The sequence below is a fragment of the Methylibium rhizosphaerae genome (assembly GCF_006386545.1).
Lineage (GTDB): Bacteria > Pseudomonadota > Gammaproteobacteria > Burkholderiales > Burkholderiaceae_C > Pseudorivibacter > Pseudorivibacter rhizosphaerae.
Genome location: NZ_SWAR01000016.1, coordinates 1 through 19,276, shown reverse-complemented (window position 1 = coordinate 19,276; position 19,276 = coordinate 1). Strand labels below are relative to the sequence as shown.

General features: G+C 70.3%; 8 protein-coding genes. 5 read left to right on the top strand and 3 right to left on the bottom strand.

Annotation, left to right across the window (positions count from 1 at the left end; all coding sequences use genetic code 11):
* Positions 1 to 66 precede the first annotated feature (66 nt).
* Positions 67 to 4,587 carry a Ulp1 family isopeptidase gene (locus E8D38_RS13160; protein WP_140630939.1) on the bottom strand — a complete coding sequence of 1,507 codons (4,521 nt, stop codon included), beginning with the start codon at positions 4,585 to 4,587 and terminating at the stop codon, positions 67 to 69.
* 62 nt (positions 4,588 to 4,649) lie between these two features.
* Here E8D38_RS13160 and E8D38_RS13155 point away from each other — a divergent pair, with 62 nt between their 5' ends.
* Positions 4,650 to 5,684 carry a hypothetical protein gene (locus E8D38_RS13155; protein ID WP_140630935.1) on the top strand — a complete coding sequence of 345 codons (1,035 nt, stop codon included), beginning with the start codon at positions 4,650 to 4,652 and terminating at the stop codon, positions 5,682 to 5,684.
* 44 nt (positions 5,685 to 5,728) lie between these two features.
* On the opposite strand, the gene E8D38_RS13150 is transcribed toward E8D38_RS13155, so the two are convergent.
* Both E8D38_RS13150 and E8D38_RS13145 read right to left on the bottom strand, forming a co-directional pair.
* Positions 5,729 to 7,849: a hypothetical protein gene (locus E8D38_RS13150; RefSeq protein ID WP_140630932.1), complete on the bottom strand. Its 2,121-nt coding sequence runs from the start codon at positions 7,847 to 7,849 to the stop codon at positions 5,729 to 5,731.
* Positions 7,850 to 7,969: 120 nt separating this feature from the next.
* Positions 7,970 to 11,368 (bottom strand): hypothetical protein, encoded by a 3,399-nt coding sequence (locus tag E8D38_RS13145; RefSeq protein WP_140630929.1) that lies wholly within the window; start codon positions 11,366 to 11,368, stop codon positions 7,970 to 7,972.
* A gap of 408 nt (positions 11,369 to 11,776) precedes the next feature.
* On the opposite strand from E8D38_RS13145, the gene E8D38_RS13140 reads away from it, so the two are divergent.
* The 4 genes from E8D38_RS13140 to E8D38_RS13125 all read left to right on the top strand — a co-directional run bounded on the left by E8D38_RS13140 (position 11,777) and on the right by E8D38_RS13125 (position 18,627).
* A complete protein-coding gene (locus tag E8D38_RS13140; protein ID WP_140630926.1) occupies positions 11,777 to 13,894 on the top strand; it encodes a hypothetical protein in 2,118 nt (705 codons plus the stop codon).
* A gap of 134 nt (positions 13,895 to 14,028) precedes the next feature.
* Complete coding sequence (locus tag E8D38_RS13135; RefSeq protein WP_140630923.1) at positions 14,029 to 15,003, top strand: CesT family type III secretion system chaperone; 975 nt, start codon at positions 14,029 to 14,031, stop codon at positions 15,001 to 15,003.
* Between the two features lie 15 nt (positions 15,004 to 15,018).
* Positions 15,019 to 17,091, top strand: coding sequence for a hypothetical protein (locus E8D38_RS13130; protein ID WP_140630920.1), 2,073 nt, complete (start codon positions 15,019 to 15,021; stop codon positions 17,089 to 17,091).
* A gap of 567 nt (positions 17,092 to 17,658) precedes the next feature.
* The gene (locus tag E8D38_RS13125; protein ID WP_140630917.1) at positions 17,659 to 18,627 is read left to right on the top strand and encodes a hypothetical protein; all 969 of its coding nucleotides are present in this window, start codon (positions 17,659 to 17,661) and stop codon (positions 18,625 to 18,627) included.
* Positions 18,628 to 19,276: the final 649 nt, after the last annotated feature.

Below are 19,276 nucleotides of genomic sequence, written 5' to 3'. Positions count from 1 at the left end.
AGGCGGCCCGAAAGGGCCGTGGCACTGCAGCCCGCGTGTGCGTCGCAGACGAAGAGCGAACCGCGGTCAGCGCTGCTTCTTGCGTGGCCCGGTGTCCATGTAGAGGGGCTGTTGCTGTCCCTGGGAGGCAGGGTTTTGCGCGGTGGCCTCCGCGAATGCCTCGTACCGGGTCAACGCCTCGACGATCGCTGGCCGGCTGGGCTGGATCGCGCTCAGGTCCCACGGGGCTTGGCCCGCGCCGTCTCTCCGGTCCCACGGGATCGGGCGCTCGCTGTCGACCATCCTGCGCGTCAGCTCCTGGATGCCGAACAGCACGTGGTCACCGCAGGAGTGCAGATCGCGTTGCCGGGCCGTCGGCCTGCCCAGCACCTCGTTCACCCCCAGCGCGTTGGCCACCTCAAGTGACCTCGCGAACTGGGGGGTGTCGGTGGCGTTGCGGGCCTCATCAGGAGCAACCATCGAATCGTAGTGATAGGCCTGCCGCTCTGCCCGGTTGACCACCAGCAGCGACCAGTGGCTGTTGGCGTTGTTCACCGGCAGCAAGACGACGGGCGCGTCGAGATGCGAGAGCACCCGTGCCCGTCGCACGGGATCGTCCCCGGTGAGCAGACTCACCTGCGCCGCGTCGGCAATGGCCAGCCGTTGGTTGAGCCGTTCGTAGCGCTGGCGGGCCATGCCCGGGCCCATCGCCTCGACGATCCCCTGGACCGCCATCCGCGTGCAGTGCATGAGATCGTCGTCGCCCAGCCAGCCGTTGCCGGACAGCCTCTGGGCCGCGGTCTGGCGCGACGCCTCCTTGCGTTTCTGGCCCACCTGGTCGTTCTCCAGGTCGATGATCTGGGGCGTGGACACGGTGGCCTTGTCGGTATCGGACGATCTTGCGGGCCCCGTGACCTCTTCGTCGGGCGTGTTGAGATCGAACAGCGCGCCGCTGAGCGGCTCGATGCTGTTCCAGGCCGAATCCGTTGCCGAGCGCTGTGGAGAGCTTTGCGGCATGTCCCAGACGCCCGGCCGCAGGCTCGCGCCGGCAGGCTGCGCCGGCGAGGCGCCCGCTGGACCGGTGCCGCGGCGCCAGCGGGCAGCAGCCCGACGTGCTGGCGACCCCTGTGGGTCCCGGGCGGGGCCGGTGACCTCCTGCGAGCACGTGTCCCAATCCTGGGAACCCTGCGAAAGGCTGGGCAGCGACGTCAGCGGCGCCAGGCCGCTGTAGACCCCGGCATCGGCGCGGTTCGGCGCATGGGCGGGGCCGGTCACGTCCGGCAAGGGCGAATGCAGGTGGAAGTCGGGCCAGCCGCCACTCGGCGTCGGGTCGAACGGCGACGCCGGGACTGCGCGAGCCTGTGCCAGGCCGGCAGGCGCATCAGCCGCCTGGGCTCGATCGAAAGCGCCCGCCCTCGTTCGCGCCCGTTGCCCGAGGTGCCCCTCGGCCTGTTCCTTCAGATCCGGCCGCAACGTCGCCACGTAGGCGCTGCCCAGCGCGGTGAGGCCATTGGGGCTCTTCTCGTCGAGCAGCTGGCGCAGATGGGCGGCCTGGTCAGGCGCCATTTCCTCGAGCACCGCGTCCAGGCCGCGGCCGCCTGCGCAGTCCTTCAGCGCCCCGACGAAGCAGCCCGGATCGATGTCCTTGCACGCGACACCCACAACATCTTCCGGCTTGATCGTCGCGCAAAGCCTGTTCAACTGGGCGCGTACTTTCTGCGCTCTCTTGTTCCCTTTGGTGAACTCCGCGATGTCGCCCTGCAGGGTGCCCGCGACGAGGCTGACAGCCAAGCCGGGTCGGCCCTCGTCCTGGAGCCAGCTGCTGAACAAGCGACCCTGGCTTGCGCAGTTGTCCGCTTCGTTGCGTACGTTCGACCCGGGGGCGTCGCGCGGACCCGGGTTCGGGCGCGGCGGGAGCCCTTCCTTTTTCTTGGCGATCTGCTCCCGGAGCAGTTCACTGAGCCGCTCGACGAGCCGTGCGTCCGTCGCAGGGATTCCGCGGGTGCTCCGGTGGGTCCCGATCGCGACTCGCCCCGTCTTCTCAAAGGTGCGCAGGCATTCGAGAAGCGTGCCCGGCAAGATCCTGGTGCCGACGGCTGCGGGCTGGGCTTCGACGGCCAGGCGGGGGTCGTCCAGACGGCTGGCCAGACCCGCGCCGTGCGCTCGAGCCTCATCCGTTGCCCTGTTGGAGGCCCATCGGCTGAGGCGGCGGAAATCGACCATGTATTCATTCAGCGTGGTTTGGCGAACCCCTTGAGCCTTGGCCGCATTGGTGAAATCCTCAAGAAGCGACTTGTCCTCTTCCACGATCTGTCGCCGCGACGCGGCGCTGGCCGCTGCGTCGCCCGTGTCCACCAAGGGCGAGTCCAAATGGAAGTGCGGCCACCCCTCACTGGGGGGCTGATCGAACGGAGACAGCGGCACCGCTGCGGATTGACCGGACACGCCGGCTCGCGATAGCGCCCATTCCAGGAGATGCCGCTCGGCCTGTTCCTTCAGGCCGGCCGGCAGCGTCGCCACGTAGGCGCTGCCCAGCGGCGTCAGTCCGTTGAAGCTCGTCTCGTCGAAACACTGGCGCAGGTCGGTCGCCTTGTCGTCAGACGCCATCCGCTCGGCCAGCCCGTCCAGGCCTGTGCCGCCCGCGCAGGTCCCCAACGCCTGGACGAACCAGCGTGGATCGACGCCGCCGCAGGCCACGCTCACGACATGTTCCGGCTTGATCGTCGCGCACAGCCTTCTCAAGACGCTGCGCACGGTGGGAACCGCGGAAAATTCGTCTATCTCCTTGTTCAGCGTGCCCGCGACAAGGCAGCTGGCCAGGCCCGGCTTTCCTTGCCGCCGGAGTTCTTCGCTCAACGCGCGCGCGTGGCTTACCCCGATGTCCGCGTCGCTGCGTTGTTTGCGTTTCCCCGGAATCGACGGCCGCGGGGGGCGTGCTTTGGCCTTGTCGTTCAGCTGCTGTGTTCGCAGCTCATGGAGCCGCCCGATGAGCCGCTCGTCCATCGAAGGAATCCCGCTGGTATCGCGCACGGTCTTGATGTGGATCTGCCCCGTCCTTTTGAAGGTCCGCAGACAGTCGAGGGTCGTGCTCACCGCAAGGCAAGCGTTGCGGGTGTCCATCTGCTCGAAGCGGTTGGCCAGGCCGGGGTCGTCCAGACGGCTGGCCAAGCCGATGCCGCGGGCGCGCTCCTCATCCGTGGCCTGGCTCGATATCCACTGGCTGAGGCGGCGGAATTCCTTCCTGTAGTTACCGACGCATCTGCCTTCGATGGCGGCGGCCGACTCAAACTGGTCGAGGAACGCCTTGTCCTCCGCGGCGAGCGGAGGTTGATCAGCCCCGCGGCCGACCGGACGAGGCTCACTCGCTTCTCTTCTCGGCGGTCTGGGAACCGAGACCGCCGCCTGTGTTGTTGCATGATCATCCAGAGGACGAACCGTCCCGCCGAAGTCCAGCAGCACAGCCGTTCGCGGCGCAAGACTGGCATCGGCATGGGCGGCGCGGGGTCGCCCACCCAGCCCGAGGTCGTTCCCTCCCTCCCCGAATCTCGGCGGCGCAGCGACCGGCGCAGCCGGTGCCTCCGTGCCCGCGGGCGCAGCCCCGGCCTGTTGCCATTGCGCGCGGGCTGCGGGGTTGCCATAGCGGCTCCAGTCATGGTTCATCGAGCTTCCCTCCACGCACCGCCGAGGCCATGCCTCGCGCGCTCCGCCGCGGCAGCGGGCCTGACGCCGGAAGGGACGATGGCGATGCAGGAATGCGCCCGCGACGGCGGCATCTGTTTGGAACTCATGCTTTCTCCCTGAAAGTCGCAGAGCTGCTTCTTCGTGTGGACGGATTGCACCCCTGTTCTGGAGGTGAACCATGACGATGGCGAATCTCTGCACCGGAATGCGAAGTCCGATGAACGACTCCCGGTTTCGCAATCCCCGTCGCCGCTTCGCGCCCCCGGTGCCCAGGCGCAGGGACCGTGCAGGCTCGCACCCAGCGGTTGCCGCCTCCTGGGTTCGACGCTGCGTAAAAAGGATGTCAAGGGTGAAGGACGACGCACCATCGGCCGGCGAAAGGCCGCACGCATGATCCGCGAGGCCACCGGCGCGGCCCGGCGCCCCCTTCCCGATCCGGGCGTCGATGAGGCGAGCGCGGGCGGTGAGGCACGGCGGGTGCGCCCTCGCACCCAGGACGCCGGCGAGGCCCTGCCAGGCTTGTCCCCGCGCCGCACGATGCCCGATGCGTCGATGTCGGAACCGCCGCGCCGCTCCCTGGTATCGGCCGGGCAGTTGCAGCAGGTGCGGGCCGCCGAGGTCACCCCTGGCGGCCGGGCCGCCCTGGAGAAGCAGGCGTTGCTGATTCGCGTGGGCGTGGCGCTGAGGGCCAAGGGCCACGGCGGCCTGTCCGGCTGGCTGCGGATGCAGCAGCAGCCCGACGGTGCCCGCCTCGCAGCCGAGGTGCTCGACCGCATCAAGAACGGCCCGGAGCTCCACCTGGGCACGGCGAACAAGAAAAGACTCGACCAGGCAGCCGAGAAACTGCGGAAATGCAGCCTGGACGAACCGCCGCGCGGTGCGCTGCCCGCCGCCTCCCACGATGCCCGACAGCTCCGCTTCCGCCACGCGACACCGGTCCCCACAGCCCGCTACAGGCCGCGGCGGGTACCTCGGCGACCACCGGATCGATGCAGTCGCTGCCGCCGTCGGGGCGTAATACGCTGGTGGTCCTCGCCGCAGAACGGGCGTTGCAACAGACCGACATATCGCGTCAGGACGGGACGACGCGCCATGGCACGACGCTGGGCCATCTCGGTGATGCCCTGCTCCGGCGCCAGCCCGCCCTCACGCTGGATGCGTTCCTGGACCGCCTGCTCGGCTCCGATCCGGCGCAGCGCGATGCCGCCGCCGCACTGAAAACCGCGCACGAGAACGAACAGACGAACCCGGCGCTCACGCGGTCACTGCTCAACGCCTGCGTCAAGGCACTGTCAGCGGTGCCCCGCGAGCAACGCATGCTCACGCTCGAACAGGCGTTGCCCCTCAAGCTGACACGGACGCTGAAGACGCTGCTGCCCGAGGAGGACCTCCGGCTCCTGCAGCAGGTACAGGCTGCCCGCGGCACCGGTGCCCAGGAAACGCAGCGCAAGCAGGTCCTGCTGACCCGGCTGGGCGTCCTGTTGACTGCCAGGGGCCATGGCGGCCTGGCCGGCTGGGTGCAGATGCACCGGCAGCCCGGTGGTGCCCGCCTGGCAGACGAACTGCTCGATCGACTCAAGAACGACCCGCAACTCAAGGTCGGCAACTGGAACAGGACTCAGTTCGACCGGGCGGTCGCGGATCTGCGTGCGTGCGCCCTCGGCGAGGCCGGCGCCTCTGCGGCCACCCCGGGAAGCGGGCCCTCCACGCCGGCTGACGGACAAGACGACCTGCTGCAAGGCTTCGCCGAATCCCTCGAGCGCTCGCTCATGTCGCCCACGCACACTGCGCCCTCTTCGCCGGTGTACGAGACCGCGGACGACTTTCCGCTGTTCGATCCGGGCACTCCAACGGCGGGCGACCTGACGCTGCTCGCCCCCTTGCAGAACACGGGCCACTGGTTGCCGCCCAGTGCGACGGCGTCGCACGACGACCCCCTGCGGGACTTTGCCGAATCCCTGGAACACATGCTCATGTCGCCCGGAGAGGCCGCGACCGCGTCGCCCGGGACCGGGCAGGCCTGATCCGGAGTCCCTTCCCTGCGATGCGCCTTTCAAGGACTGCCGTGCTACCGACCCGCTGCACGGCGCGACATGGCCTGCAGCTTCTCCAGCACCTCTGCGCCGACCTGTCCGCGGTGCACCTTGTCATCGTGGCCCAGCGCCCGGCGCATTTCTTCCCACTTCGCGCCCAGGTTGCGCTGTTCCGCCGTTTTCACGTGGACGGCAGCGAACCGGTTCAACGGGAGCGTCGCCGCGGCCTCCGGCGTCACCGGTGCATCGGTGTGGAGGTGGAGGTAGAGGGAAGGCGTGGGCGCACCGTCCGCACGCGGCCGGGGCCGGATCTCCATCTCGAACAAGGTGCCTGCGGGCCCCTGGTCACCCGCTGAGGGCAGCCGCCTCGGCGGGCGCGCCTGGGCGATGTGCCCCACCTCGAGCAGGCGCGCCAGATGGTGTCCCTTGGGGAACGCGTGGCCTTTGATGCCATCGATCTCCTCGGCCTGGACCCGTTGTGCAAGCAGGTCCAGCACCGCGGCGCGGCGCTCGATCCGCGCGGACAGCTCGGCGACCTCCGGCGTGCCGCGTTGTACGGTGGGCAGCGCGGCCAGTTGCCGGCCCGCCGCGCGCAGTGGCCCCGGGTCGCCGAACCACTTCGTCATCGAGTCGCGGACGGTCTTCGCGATGTGCATGGGGTCGATGTGCAGGCGCTCGAACGAGTCCACCGTGGACGTGTCCACGCCCAAAGCGCGTGCGAGGTCCACGACGCGGGACTGCTGGACGTCCTGGCGGTCGAGGTCGCGTGACCTGCCAAGCGCCTGCCGCGCACCCGCCAGGGCTTGGTCGCGCCGCAGGTCGGCGGGCGAAACCGACGGGCCGGCCGCAGTCTCTGCGGACGCCGGCTTGTGCGCCGCGGCGCGCTGTCGGCGGCTTCTTCGCGATGTCGCCGGCGCGGCCGCCTGCGTGCGTTGCGGACGGTCAGGCGCCTGCGACGTGGCAGCCGTCGCTGCGGCTTGGTCGGCCAGCGGCAGCGCAGCTTGCGCGACGCTGCGCTGCGCCCGAGCCATCAGGGGGCCGAGCGACGCGGTGAATTGACGCACCGCGTCGCCGCACTCGAGCGCCAGCGTCCACTTGTCGGAGGCGCTGTCGATCTCCCGCGATGCCGCCAGGCACAGTTGCCCGCCGGTGGCCTCGAAGTCACGCCGGATGTTGTGCATGGCTTCGAGCGCGCCGGGCAGGTGCTCGGGGTTCACGCGCTGCTGCGTCAGGACTTCGTAGGCCCGGGTGTAGGCACCTCTGCTGGACTCCATCAGCGCCATGTGGGCCCTGAGCGCCCCACGCAGCTCTGGCGACAGTCCGCCGCGATGCGCTTGCAGCCGCCGTGTCGTGAGGTCGACGATGCGGCGGCTCGAGTAGCACTCGTGGGCGACGGCCCAGAAATTCGCGAGCCCGGCCGAGGCAGCGGAGATTTCTCCGCGCCGGGCGCCGTTCTGTACGGCCTCGTCTGCGCCTCGCACGCGCGCGACGTCGCCGCGATAGTGCGCCAGCCGCTCGGAGATTTCTCCCAGGTACGCCTGCATCTCGGCGGGATCGGCGCCGTCGGCGGGCAGTGCCCGCGTCAGCGTGTTCACTGGTTCGGCGTGATCCCTCAGCGTGAGAAACAAGAGCGAGCTTTTGCTCAGCTGCTGCTCGAGCATTCCGCGCCCGCCCAGCATCTCGGGCTCGCTTCGCACGCCAAAAGGCAGCGACGCATAGGCGGCCAGTCCGCTTTGCACGACGTCGATCGTCTGCATGGCCGCGCGCGCAACCAGCAGTGTGGGCATGTTGTCCACGCCACCCGCGGTCAAGCTCTGGATGAACGCCTGGTTCTTCGCGGCGCGCAGCACGGCGTCCGCGTAGATGGCCCTCGCATCGGTTTCTCCGACGGAGGGCCGGATGCTGGTGCTTGTGCTGGCAGAGGGCTTGGGGGCGGGCGCACTTGTTCCTGGCGGCATGCCGCGCGGCGCGACCGCGTCGGAATTCGCCGCGGCTGGCCGTCTGCCCAGCCCTTCCATGCCCGCCGGCGTGCTGGCTACAGGGCTTGTTCGCGGTGGGGACAGCCGGCGGCCGGCGGCGTCATCGTCTTCGAGCGACAACGACGTGAGTCGCAGCGGGCGGGCGCCTGCGCTGCGTTGGACCTGCTCGCCGGACATCGGGTGCCTCCCTGATTCGATCGCCGCGACGATAGGCAAGTCGCGGCGCGAAAGGCGGCGAGGCGCGAACCGAGGGCCGCTCAGGCGAAGAGCGCGCAGCACGGAGGGCGCTGCGGCGCATTACGACCGCCGTGGCCGTGGAGCGGGAGAGTCTTCCGGCGCCGCCGGGCCCGTGGGGCTGGCCGGCTCCTGCGGCGAAGCAGGCCGCCAGGTCGTGGGAGGCGGCGAAGCAGGCCAATTCCAGGCATCGAGATGGCGGGTGAGCTCCGTCATGGTGTTCGCCGCATTCACAGCGGGCGCAGCCCTCGGTTCGACGGCGGCACCCGGTTCACGAGATTCGATGGGCGGCTGGACGCGCGGCTCGCGTGCCTTGCGCTTGCCCAGCACCGCCCACGACATGGAGGGCGCCAGCGACGTGGAGGGTGCCGAAGACGACGCCCGCGACGCCTGCGGGTCCGCACGGCGCGGTGCGCGTGCGGCAGCGGCGTCGTCGTCCGACGAGTCGCTGTCGGTGTTGTAGTTCACGCTCAGCTTGCCCGCTCTCGTGAGCGAGGCGTAGGTGCCGATTGCCTGGCCGATGTTGCGCTCCACGATCTCGTTGGCGTCGTAGAAGGCCTGGCCCGCGCGCGACAGCCAGGCCGGCCCGCGGCGGGCCGTGGGCGGCAGGCCCAGGTCTTCGGCACACACGGTGCAAGGGCGCATCGTCCCGGCCAGCGATTTCCGGTTCAGCGCTTCGCCGGTGGCTTCCTGGAAGGCGTCCTTGATGCGCCGCTCGGCATGCAGGTCGATGACCTTGCCGTGCTGGTACACGGCCTCGGTGGGCACTCGGAAGCGCTTCGCCACCATGGCCTTGAGCACCGGCGCCATCGCGCCGCCCGCTTCGGGCTCGGCCAGCTTGCGTGCCAGCTTCGACTGGTGCCGGTCCTCGCGGCTGGCAGAGGGGTTCGCGCTCCCCTGCTCGAGCCGGCTCTTCAGCCCGCCAGAGGCCAGAAACTCCTGGATCTTGCGGTTCGTGCGCTCGCTGTTCGAGGACACCCAGACGTTGTTGCGCTTCGCATCGAAGTAGCACTGCACCTCGGTGGTCTTGAACTCCTTCTTGAGCACCGTCGACAGCCACCGCAAGGCCTGCTGCGCGCGGTCATGCCGGAACGAGCGCGGCGGCATCACCAGGTCGAGGCTGTCGGCGTAGAGGGCGCGCAGGCCCTGCTTCGTGGTGCTCTGCACGCCCGCGCCGTCGTCCGTCTTGTTGACGATGAACAGCTTCGCGCCGAAGTGGCCGAAACCCGGCACCAGCGCGCGGCGCATGCGCGACGGCACTGCCGGCTTCAGCTGCGCGAGCAAGGTGTCCAGCTCCTCGTGTCGGTGAAGCTCCAGGTCGGGCAGCCGCGCCGCGACCTCGGCGCGGCTGCGCACCTGCCCGCCAGGCTCGACCAGCATCTGGAGACGCTCGGCCACTTCGGCCGAGTCCGACATGCGGCGCGCCGCCTCGCGCACAGGCAGGCCCGGCTCGGCCTGCATGGCACTCACGGCAGCGGCCATGGGGTACAGGTCTTCCTTGAGGGCGAGCACGAACTGCTCGCCGGCCGTGGGCGGCCGCGGCAAGCCGCTCGCCCGCTCTGCGTGGCCCAGGGCCTGCAAGGCCGCGCGTATGGCCTGCCAGTGGGTGTCGTACCCGGGCAGGTGCTGCAGGCGGTGGTCGCCAATGATCAAGGTGCCGGTGCGTGCATCGACGGTGCGGTCGATCACGCGGCGGTTGCCGCTGGTGAGCCGCGCGAGGCTGGCGCCGTTGGTGGCGGCCGGGTGGTCGACCCGGGCCTGCAGCACGGCCGCCACCAGCTCGGCCGAAAGGGGCTGGGGCAGGCGCTCGGCCTGGTCTTCATGGCCCAATGCCGAGAGGTGCTGGTGGATGGCGCTTCTCTCGTCGAAGAAGGCCACCAGGGCCGTCATGGCGTCGAACGATCGCCTCAGCCTGCCCTCGTGCGTGAACCAGGAGCGAAGCGTCGGCCCGGGAACTCCGGCAGCCTGCTCCGCCCCTTCCAGCAGAGGCTTGCCGCTGGACTTGTTGGCAACCATCGCCTCCAGCGCCAGCGTGAGCTGGTCGGCCCGTGTGAGGCGCCGTGCGCGCGCCCCGGCCGGCTCGGCGGCAGGCGGCACACCGGCCGGGCGCGTCTCGGCGCGGGCGGCCCGCTGGTCGTTCGTGATGCTGGCCTGCATGCGGCCGATCATGTTTCTGATCGTCGCCACTTCATCCATGAGGCCTCGCCCCACATGGCGCAGGGTGAGCGCTCCTTCGGCACTGACGCGTCGCAGCAGGGTGACGGGCCTGTCGCTGCCTTCGAGGGCAAGGACGTGGCGTGCGATGCCGTGCTCCGCGTTCACGAGCGTGCCGCCTTCCTTCTTGCACAGGTCGTCGAGGTGGCGCACGAAGGTGTTGATCCCAGCGTGGCTTTCGTGCAGCGCGTGCCGGCGCTGCACGTAGGCCTCGAATGGCGCCTGCAGGTGGGGCCCGAGGTGGTCCCACAGGTCGCGCAGGTGTTTGCTGTCGGAATCTTCCCGCGTGTACTGGACCCGGTTGGCCAATGCGTTGGTGGCGTGACGTTTGCGGACCGTCTCCATCTTGTCGAGCACATGGCCTTCCTCTTCGATCGAAGTCAGCAGATGCAGGTCGGTCAGCTCGCCGCCAGCGTCGCGGCGAATCAGGAACCGTACGTCTTGATCCAGCCGCGGCAGGCGCACGAGGCACCGGTCGATGCCGGCCACGTTGGTCGGCTGCGATGCGCGCGGCTGCCCGGCGAGCTGCTCCAGAAGCTCGAGGAAGTCCGCACCAGAGAACTTGCGCTTGCCGGGCAAGGTCTGCGCGTAAGCCGTGTGAAGGGCGCGCAGCTGCTGCCGGCGTGCCTTCCAGACACGTTGATGCGGTGTTTGCTGCGGGGCTGCGTCACGCGCAGGTGCGGATGGGCCCGCGGTCCGCCCCGCTTTTGCAAGGAGTCCCGCCCGGGTTGCGACGCGCTTGTCCGCCCCGCGCTGCATGGTGGCGGCGGTCTGGCGCACATCGGCCTCGGCGCCGCTCCTGGCGATGCGCAGGTCGGCCAGTGAGCCGTCGGCATGGTCGCGCCGCAACACCTGCACCAGGCCCGCCGTGCCCGGGATCTCGACCTCGTGGCGGTGGATGCCCGGCCGGCCGGTGGGCAGCGCCGGCGCCTTGGCCTGCGTCGTGAGGAAGTGGACCAGGCGCAGGAACTCCGGCCCTGGGATGGCTTCGTTGCCGGCACGGATGTACGCCTGGCGCAGGGGCTCGAACTCCACCTGGCGTGATCCGCTCTTCTTCCACAACTTGTCGACCCGGACCCGCACGAGGGGTGGCTGCGGCAGGACCGTGCTTGCGTCGGCAGACGCCCCCACGCCGGGAAGCTGAACGACCGGCTGTTGCGAGGAGCCGGCGGGCAGCACCGCGTTTCTCGGGCGTGCCGACAGGGCGCCCGCCGGGTCGCGCGGCGCACGGGGGTGCGCGGGCAGCATGGATGCCAGGTGCGTGCCGTCAGTCGCAGGCTCCGTGGCGCGAGAAGTAGTGGGCGCCTGCGACGACGAGCCGCGCACAGGGGGCAGCGGGGGGAGGCCTTTTCCGTGAGTCTTCATGAGCGTCCCTCGCGGCGGGGGCGACCGGCTGTCGGCCCGGCCCTCGGGTTCGCGCCAGTCTTGCGGGCACGTGCCAGGAGAGTGGCCCGCCGTGCGAGGCCGCGCGCTGCCGCGCGAAGCGAACGTTGGCGAACGATGTGCAGGGCGCGCGCTGGTTCGGCTTCCCCATCGCCACTTCGCGGCCCCGAGCGCTGCGTGCCGCCAGGCCGGGCACTCTGGCGACACAAGCGAGGTGAAGGTGAACGACGCAATACCGGCCGGCAGCGTGCCCGGCGGCCAAAGGCCACACCGATGAGGCCCCCCGGCATCGGCCCGTCCCTGCGCCCTCACCCCGATTCGAGCGCCGACGCGGCGTCTCCTGGCGAGCAGGCGCGGCGGGTTCGCCCCCGCACGCTGGACACAAGCGCCGGCGAAGCGCTGCCGGGCTTGTCACCGCGCGGCACCGCGCCGGACGCATCGATGCCGGAATCGCCGCGCCGATCCGTGGTGTCGCTCGAGCAGCTGCAGCAGTGGCGAAGCGATGCCGGCCCCCGCAGCCCCGGGCAGGCAGCGGCGGGCACGGCGGCGGTACCGATCGCGATCGCGACCGCACAGCCGGGTGCGTCGTCGTCGCGCCCAGCAGGCGCCGCAGCCACGCCATCGACGGCCTCCGATGCGTCGCAGGTCTTCACGCCGCAGGGGCGCAACACACTCGTCGTCCTTGCGCTGGAACGGGCGCAGCAACCGAGCACCGCCCCCGGGCAGGCGGAAGCCACGCGCCACGGCTCGGAATTCGCCCGTTTCGGTGAGGCCCTGCTGCGGCAGCAGCCCCCCCTCACACTGGACGCGTTCCTGGGCCGACTGCTGGGCCCGGACCCGGCGCAGCGTGATGCCGCCGCCGCGCTGCAGGCAACGTACGTGAGCGAACAGGCCGCCCCTCGAGCCGCGCGCAGCCTCCTCAACGACTGCGTGAAGACGCTGTCCGGCCTGCCCCCCGAGCAACGCATGCTCACGCTCCAGCAGGCGCTGCAGCGCAAGTTGCTGACACGAACGCTGAAGACGCTCCTGCCCGAGGCAGACCTCGGACGCCTGCAGCAGTGGCAGGCCGCCCAGCCCGACCCCGACGGCGAAACCGCCCTGCGGAAGCTGGCCTTGCTGACTCGCCTGGGCGTCGCGTTGAGGGCCCACGGCCACGGCGGCTTGTCCGGCTGGGTGCAGTTGCACCAGCAGGCCGGAGGTTCCCGCCTGGCAGGCGAACTGCTCGATCGCTTCAAGAACGACCCGGAACTCCAGCTGAGCAGCACCAACAAGGCGAGACTCGAGCGAGCTGCAGCCGAGATGCGCACATGCGATACCGCCGAGGCGGGCCCCGCCCGCACCCGGCCACCGGTCGCTCGCGCGGTGGCGTCCGAGCCGCCGGGGGTCGGACCGAGCGACGCGGGCCCGTCCAGCCCGAGGCCGGCCGCCCCAGGCAGCCCCGCTGCCGCTGAGCTGATGCAGGCGTTGCCGCCACAGGGGCGCAACACGCTGATGGTCCATGCGGCGGAGCGCGCGCTGCACGAGACCGGCATGTTGAACGAGGCAGAAGCGAAGCGTTACCGCTCGACGTTCGCCCATTTCGCCGATGCGTTGCTCCAGATGCGCCCGCCCGTGGGCCTGGATGCGTTCGTGGAGCGCCTGAACAGCCCCGACCCGGCGACGCGCGACGCCGCGGCCAGGTTGCGTGCGGCGTACGAAAACGGACGGACCAACAGCAGCAAGGCGCGGACCGAACTCGCGGCCTGTTTCCGGGCCCTCGCGATGGTGCCGCCGGAACGTCGCACGTTCACCCTCGGCGAGATGTTGCAGCGCCAGGCAGTGGCCCGGGAGCTGAAGACGCTGTTGCCTGCGGCAGACCATGGCCTGCTGCAGCAGGTGCAGGCTGCCGAGCGACCGCCCGGCAGCCGGGCTGCACTGGAGAAGCAGACCTTGTTGATCCGCCTGGGCGTGGCGTTGAGAGCCCAGGGCCATGGCGGCCTGTCCGGCTGGGTGCAGCTGCATCGGCAGCCCGGGGGCCCGCGCCTGGCAGACGAACTGTTCGAGCGCATCAAGAACGGCCCCGAGCTGAAGTTGAGCGGCCCGAACAAGCGAAAACTCGACGACGCGGTCGCAATCCTGTGTGCGTGCACCAGAACCAGCGCGAGCAGCAGCCTCGGCCCGGCAGGCCCGGCCGCTGCCGGCCCGTCTGCCGCCGCCGCACCCGCTCATGCCGCGCCCGCGCCGCCCAGGCCTCAGGCCACGGACGACCTGCCCCTGTGCGACCCGGGCTCCCGCACGGGGTGGGATCTCGCCTTCCTGGACGCCCTGCACGACACGGACCAGCTGCTGTCCGGTGCCGTGGCATCGCACGACGACCTTCTGCGCGATTTCGGCGCACCCCCGAGCCCGTAACGGCCTGCAACCGTGGGCTTCGCTTGTGGTTCCACGGCTTCGCGCCGCCGGCGCTCAGGCGAAAGAGGGGCGGCACATTCAACGCAGGTGCGGTTCGGCCGCGACCCAACTTATGCAGTAAAGGAGTACCCCCAATGAGCGTTGCAGCTTCTTCCACCCAGTCCGAGGCAGCAGCCAAGGCCAACACCGTGCACGCATGGCGTTGCGCGGCGGCCCTGGGTCTCGGCGCGCCCGAGAACGTCGCGCAGCGTTTCGGCGAAACCGGGCTGGCCGAGTTCAGCGGCAAGCCGCTCTCGCTGCAGCCCTTGCAGGGGGATCCGTCCGGTCCGTGGATCGGCGCCACGCGCGCGCAACGACCGGCCGGCATGAGCGAAGACGAGTGGTGCGACGCCTTGCTGCTGGCCACCAGCCACTGCGTGGCGGCCACGCATGCCGCCTTTGCGCTGGCCGACGACGGCGACGGCGTGGTGCTGCTGCGCGTTCCCGCTGGCCACGATCATCCCGACCTGCTGGCCGCCGAGCTGGCCTGCCTGCTCGGGCTGCGCCAGGCGGTGGAGCAGGTGACGAAGAGCAAGGCGCCCGCCAAGGCAGCGGCGTCGCAACCGAAGCCCGGGCAGTCCCTGCAGTCCGCTGCGCCCTTGCACACGCGGCCCGCACCGGCGCAGGCGAGCCCCCTCCGCGACGAGGACATCCAGCAGTTCGAGGCCCCGCAGCAGGTGCTGGAGCTGGTCTATGCCGCGGCAGCGGCGCTCGGTTTCAGCCCCGAGCAGGCCGTCGCGGCCGCGCACACAGGCAGCCTCAAGATCGACGGCGTCTCGGTCGGCCTGGCCTGCGACGACACCGGCCTGACCTTGGTGGTCGCCGCCGACGTGGCCGCGCAAGCGCTGGACACGCCAGCACGCCGCCGCCTCGCACTGCAGGCCAACGTGCACTTGATGGCGACCACCGGCGTGGCACTGGCGTGGGACCGCGGCCAGGCTCGCCTCGTGTCGCGGTGCCAGACGGAGGGCCACTCCGCGGAGGACCTTGCCGCCTGGCTGACGAACCTTGCCGGCCTGTCGCGCGCCATTGCCGAACAGCGTGGTGCCCAGGCGACCCGCCCCCATTGAACCGACGAGCAGTACATGACCATCTCACGCACTCCTTCTTCGCGCATCGACCCCGCGGCCGTGCCCGCCGGCGACGGTGCGTCCTCCTCCCAGGGCGCGCCGTCCGGCGCAGGGCAGTCCACGCTGCCGTCGGCGCCCCCCGGCCTGCACTCTCGCCAGCCCTCCTCCTTTTCATTCGCGGTTGAAGGCGCCGGAGCGCCAGCCCTGCCGCCGCGCACAGCGGTTCCTGAGATCGTGGAAGTGGCAGGGTCCTCGACGCCCGAACACGATCGCAGCCGGATGCTGCGCCCCGGCGAGCGTTCGGAAAGCAGCATGAGGAGGCTCGTGAGCACCGTGATGAATCTGGGCTGGGGCGCGAGATTCCTGGACCCCAATACCTTGCGCATCGCCAGTTCCCTCGGCGGGTCCGCCCGCGAGGGCGGCGAGGCGAACAGCGGCACGCCGACGGGCCGCGCGCTCGGGCACGCCCCGACCTTCGGCGACCGCGTGGCACCGCCCGAGCGCAACTGGCGCTCGGTGGCTGCCGACATCGTGAAGGGGGCTGGCCAGGTCGGCGCCCAGGCAGCGAAGGAGCTCGCACTCACGGCCCAATCGCTTCTGCCGTCGAAGTCAACGGTGGTGGGCCTGGCGCGGACCCTGCCCCCTGTGGCCGGTCACGTGATCCACCAGGCGGTGGCCGTGGGCCTGCCGACCTTTGCGCGCGAGATGCTGGCTGCGGGCGTGATGCATGGCCTGAGTAACAAACCGCCCGAAGTGGCATACGGGGTGCAGGGCGCGGTCGGCGCGTTCAACCTGGCCATGCAGGTGATCCGCGAAGTGCGCGAGCGCCGGCACCCCGACGAAGCCGCACGCGGTTTCCATTCCCTGAGCCCCGAGCAATGGGACGCCAAGACGCCCGCCGAGCAGGCCGCTCTGCGCAAGCACACGCAGAAGGTTTCGCGTGCGATCACCATGGGACAGCTCGCTGCCACGGCCACCAACTTTTTGCTGATGGCGCAGGCCCACAGCGAAGGCCCGCAGAACAAGGCGGCGATGCTGCGGCCCGTGGCCACCGAGTTGAAGGTGGGCCTCTACACCGCCCTGCGCGACGCGGCGCAGGCGAGCTTCAACATGGTCGGGTACGACGACAAGAAGGACAACACCAATGGGCTCACCGGCAACGCCTTCAATTCCGCACGGGCCACCTATGCCGGCGTGATCACCACCGCCGACGTCCTCTCATCGGCGGCGATGGGCGTGCTGGTGCCGGGGCGCGGCGACGCAATGGGGGCGCTGGTGGGCACGTCCAATGCGATGAGCTCAGGCGATGCCTGGCGCACGACGGCAGCGGCGGCCGGCGTGGGCGCCGTCACCAACACGCTGGTGGAGGCGACGGACTGGTTCCAGCGCATGCATTTCGAACTGAGCCAGAACGCGGCCCCTCCGCCGCAGAAGCTGGAACCGCACATCACCGGGAACGACCTGGGCCGCGTGTTAGATCAGGCCCAGAGCCGCGCTGCGCTCATCAATGGCCTCAACTCGATGCTGTCGGCCCTGGGCTTGGCGATGGCCAAGGCCGAAGTGCCGCCCGCCTTGCAGGGCGCGCTGGGCAGCGCCGGGCTGGGTGCCATGGTGTTCCTGACGGACTCAGCCATCACCGGCAACTGGCAGGGTCAGAAGGCGGTGCGCATTGAAGTGTCGAGACTGGAAGAGCAAGAGAAAAAGGACAAGGCCCCAGTCGACCTGGAAGCGGGTCTGAGGGCTGCGGGTGCGGGGACGAGCGAGGCGACGGGCCAGCGCACGGAAGGCTCGCCCGAGGGGAGCGGCCGACTCACGGGGACGGTGCCCGGACGCAAGACGCCCGGCCAGAGTTTCCGGACGGCCGACGTGCCGGCGTGGCCGGCAGGCCGCCGCTCAGGCTCCAACAGCCCGCCCGGTCGCAACAGCCCGCCCGATCGCAGCAACACGCCCTCGGACGACGAGCGGCGTTCAGGGGACCTGGTGCGCCGCCCCCGGACGGCGGCGGCGACCACCGGCTCCAGCGACGACGAAGCAGGCCGAAGCACGACATCGGCAGGCGCCAAGCGTCCCCGCTCGTCTGCTGTCTGACGGGCCACCCGCCGTGAAGTCCGGCGGGGCGCGCCCGGGCGTCGTCATCCTTTCGTCAGGACATCATCGTTTCGCCGGGCCATCATCGTCTCGTCAAGTGACTCGAATGGTCCGCTGACCGACAAAGCGCGCGGGGGCCCGGGCCCCCGCGGCTTGGTGCCCGCGCGGCTTGGTGATCGCCCGGCCGACGCTCGCGCCGATCCCCTGGCAGTGCACGGTCCGCGACTTGCATGACCGCTCGCGCAAGACTGTTCATTCGAAAGGGAAAGAATGCCGATCGCTCTCAACGCCGCGTCCGCCTCGCGCCTGGTCGCGCTCGCCGTCCTGATGGCAAGCGTCGCCTCCTGCGGGGGGAGCGGGTCGCCGTCGCCGGGCCCCAGCGGGACGTCCACGCCGTCGCCGGGACCGGTGTCCCCTCCGGCACCCACCCCCACTCCGCCCCCCACTCCGACCCCCACACCAACACCTCCGGCCTCCCCCCCTGCGTCCGCCGGGTCGATCAACGCGGCCCTCGGCCTGCCCGACCGGCTGCTGGGCGGCCTGGGTGCCGGCAACCCGATCGCGGACATGGCGAACCAGCAGATCCAGCCCGACATCATCGACACCTACCTGGTGGGTGTCGGCGACGGTTCGTGGCCCACCTGGAACAGCCCCGACGGCGCCTACGTCACCTACGTCTCGGCGAACGTCAAGGCCGCCGGCGCGGTGCCCATGTTCACCCTCTACCAGATGGCGTCCAGGGGCGAAGGCAACCTCGACGCCATCAACGACCCGGGCTTCATGACGAGCTACTGGGCCCAGGTGAAGCTCATGTACCAGAAGATCGGCGCGACGGGCCTGCCCACGCTGGTCAACCTCGAGCCGGACTTCTGGGGCTTCACGCTGGCAGGCGCGCCCGATGGCGACCCCACCAAGCTGCCGGCGCGCGTGAGCATGGTGACCGAGTGCGCGAGCCAGCCCGACAACGTCGCCGGCCTGGCCGGATGCCTGGTGGCGCTCGGACGCACGTATGCGCCCAAGGCCAAGATCGGTTTTCCGCCGTCCTCCTGGGGCCGCGACGCCACCACCGTCGGCAACTTCATGCGGAAGGTGGGTGCCGACAAGGCCGACTTCATCGTCGCGCAGACCAGCGACCGCGATGCCGGCTGCTTCGAAGTCGCCTCGCCCCCGGCCGAGTGCGCCGGACGCGGCAACGGGCCGTTCTACTGGGACGAGAACAACGTGGCGACGCCCAACTTCCGCCAGAACCTCGACGAGTGGAGCGCCATCCGAAGCGCGCTCGGCAACCTGCCGGTCCTGTACTGGCAGACACCGATGGGCGTGCCCTCGGCCACGCCGGGCGGCACGCCGGGGCATTTCCGGGACAACCACGTCCAGTACATGCTCACGCACGCCAGCGAATACACCGCCAAGGGTGTGTTCGCCATCGTGTTCAGCGGCGGCGGCAGCACCTCGGCCAACATCAACACCGACGGCGGGCAGTTCGCACGCCTGTTCAAGGCCTACCTGGCAAGCCCCGCGGCGCTCGCGCATTGAGCGCAGGAGGTGACCGGGCGGGCGGCAGGCACGCGCGCTGGTGTGCGCGTTGCACGGTGCGCAGACCGGCCTCGAGGCCGAGCTAGCGCGCCAGGTCCTGCCGCACGACGTCGGCGTTGCCTGTGTGACGCCTTAGCCGCTCGGCCAACCACTCCGTGTTGCGGCTGCAGCCCAACTCCCGGCTGACGCGCTTGGCGCGCCAGGACAGCGCACTGAGCGACAGCATCCTCTGCACCTCCTGCGGCGCCAGCATCGCGCTCCCTTGGCCCGCTTAGACCAACGGAGCTTGCTCGATTGCCGCTTCCATCCAGACCTCTTCGGGTTGAAGGGGCCAGGGGGTCAGCTTTTCATGTCGCCTGACACCTGCAATGGAGACGTCAAACGGCCGTCTTGCGCTTCCGGCAAGCGACCTCTACGACGAGTACTGCAAGACATTTCCCAATGCACGTTGGGATCGTTGGACGACCGATGAGGTCCACCACCTGATGCGCCCGCCGCTACCCGCAGAACTTCGGCGTCAATGGCAGTTAGGGACGCGCTGAACAATGAGCGTCGCCGCCCGAGTTGAACCGATGCAACGCCACGATGACATCGCACACGCGTTCAACCACGCGGTGCGCTGCCTCGCGGCGGTGTCTGAAGCCTCTTT

Coding starts and splice junctions, on each gene's coding strand:
- E8D38_RS13155 (WP_140630935.1), top strand. CDS start 4,650: ATGCAGTCGCTGCCGCCGTCGGGGCGTAATACGCTGGTGGTCCTCGCC.
- E8D38_RS13150 (WP_140630932.1), bottom strand. CDS start 7,849: ATGTCCGGCGAGCAGGTCCAACGCAGCGCAGGCGCCCGCCCGCTGCGA.
- E8D38_RS13145 (WP_140630929.1), bottom strand. CDS start 11,368: ATGCTGCCCGCGCACCCCCGTGCGCCGCGCGACCCGGCGGGCGCCCTG.
- E8D38_RS13140 (WP_140630926.1), top strand. CDS start 11,777: ATGAGGCCCCCCGGCATCGGCCCGTCCCTGCGCCCTCACCCCGATTCG.
- E8D38_RS13135 (WP_140630923.1), top strand. CDS start 14,029: ATGAGCGTTGCAGCTTCTTCCACCCAGTCCGAGGCAGCAGCCAAGGCC.
- E8D38_RS13130 (WP_140630920.1), top strand. CDS start 15,019: ATGACCATCTCACGCACTCCTTCTTCGCGCATCGACCCCGCGGCCGTG.
- E8D38_RS13125 (WP_140630917.1), top strand. CDS start 17,659: ATGGCGAACCAGCAGATCCAGCCCGACATCATCGACACCTACCTGGTG.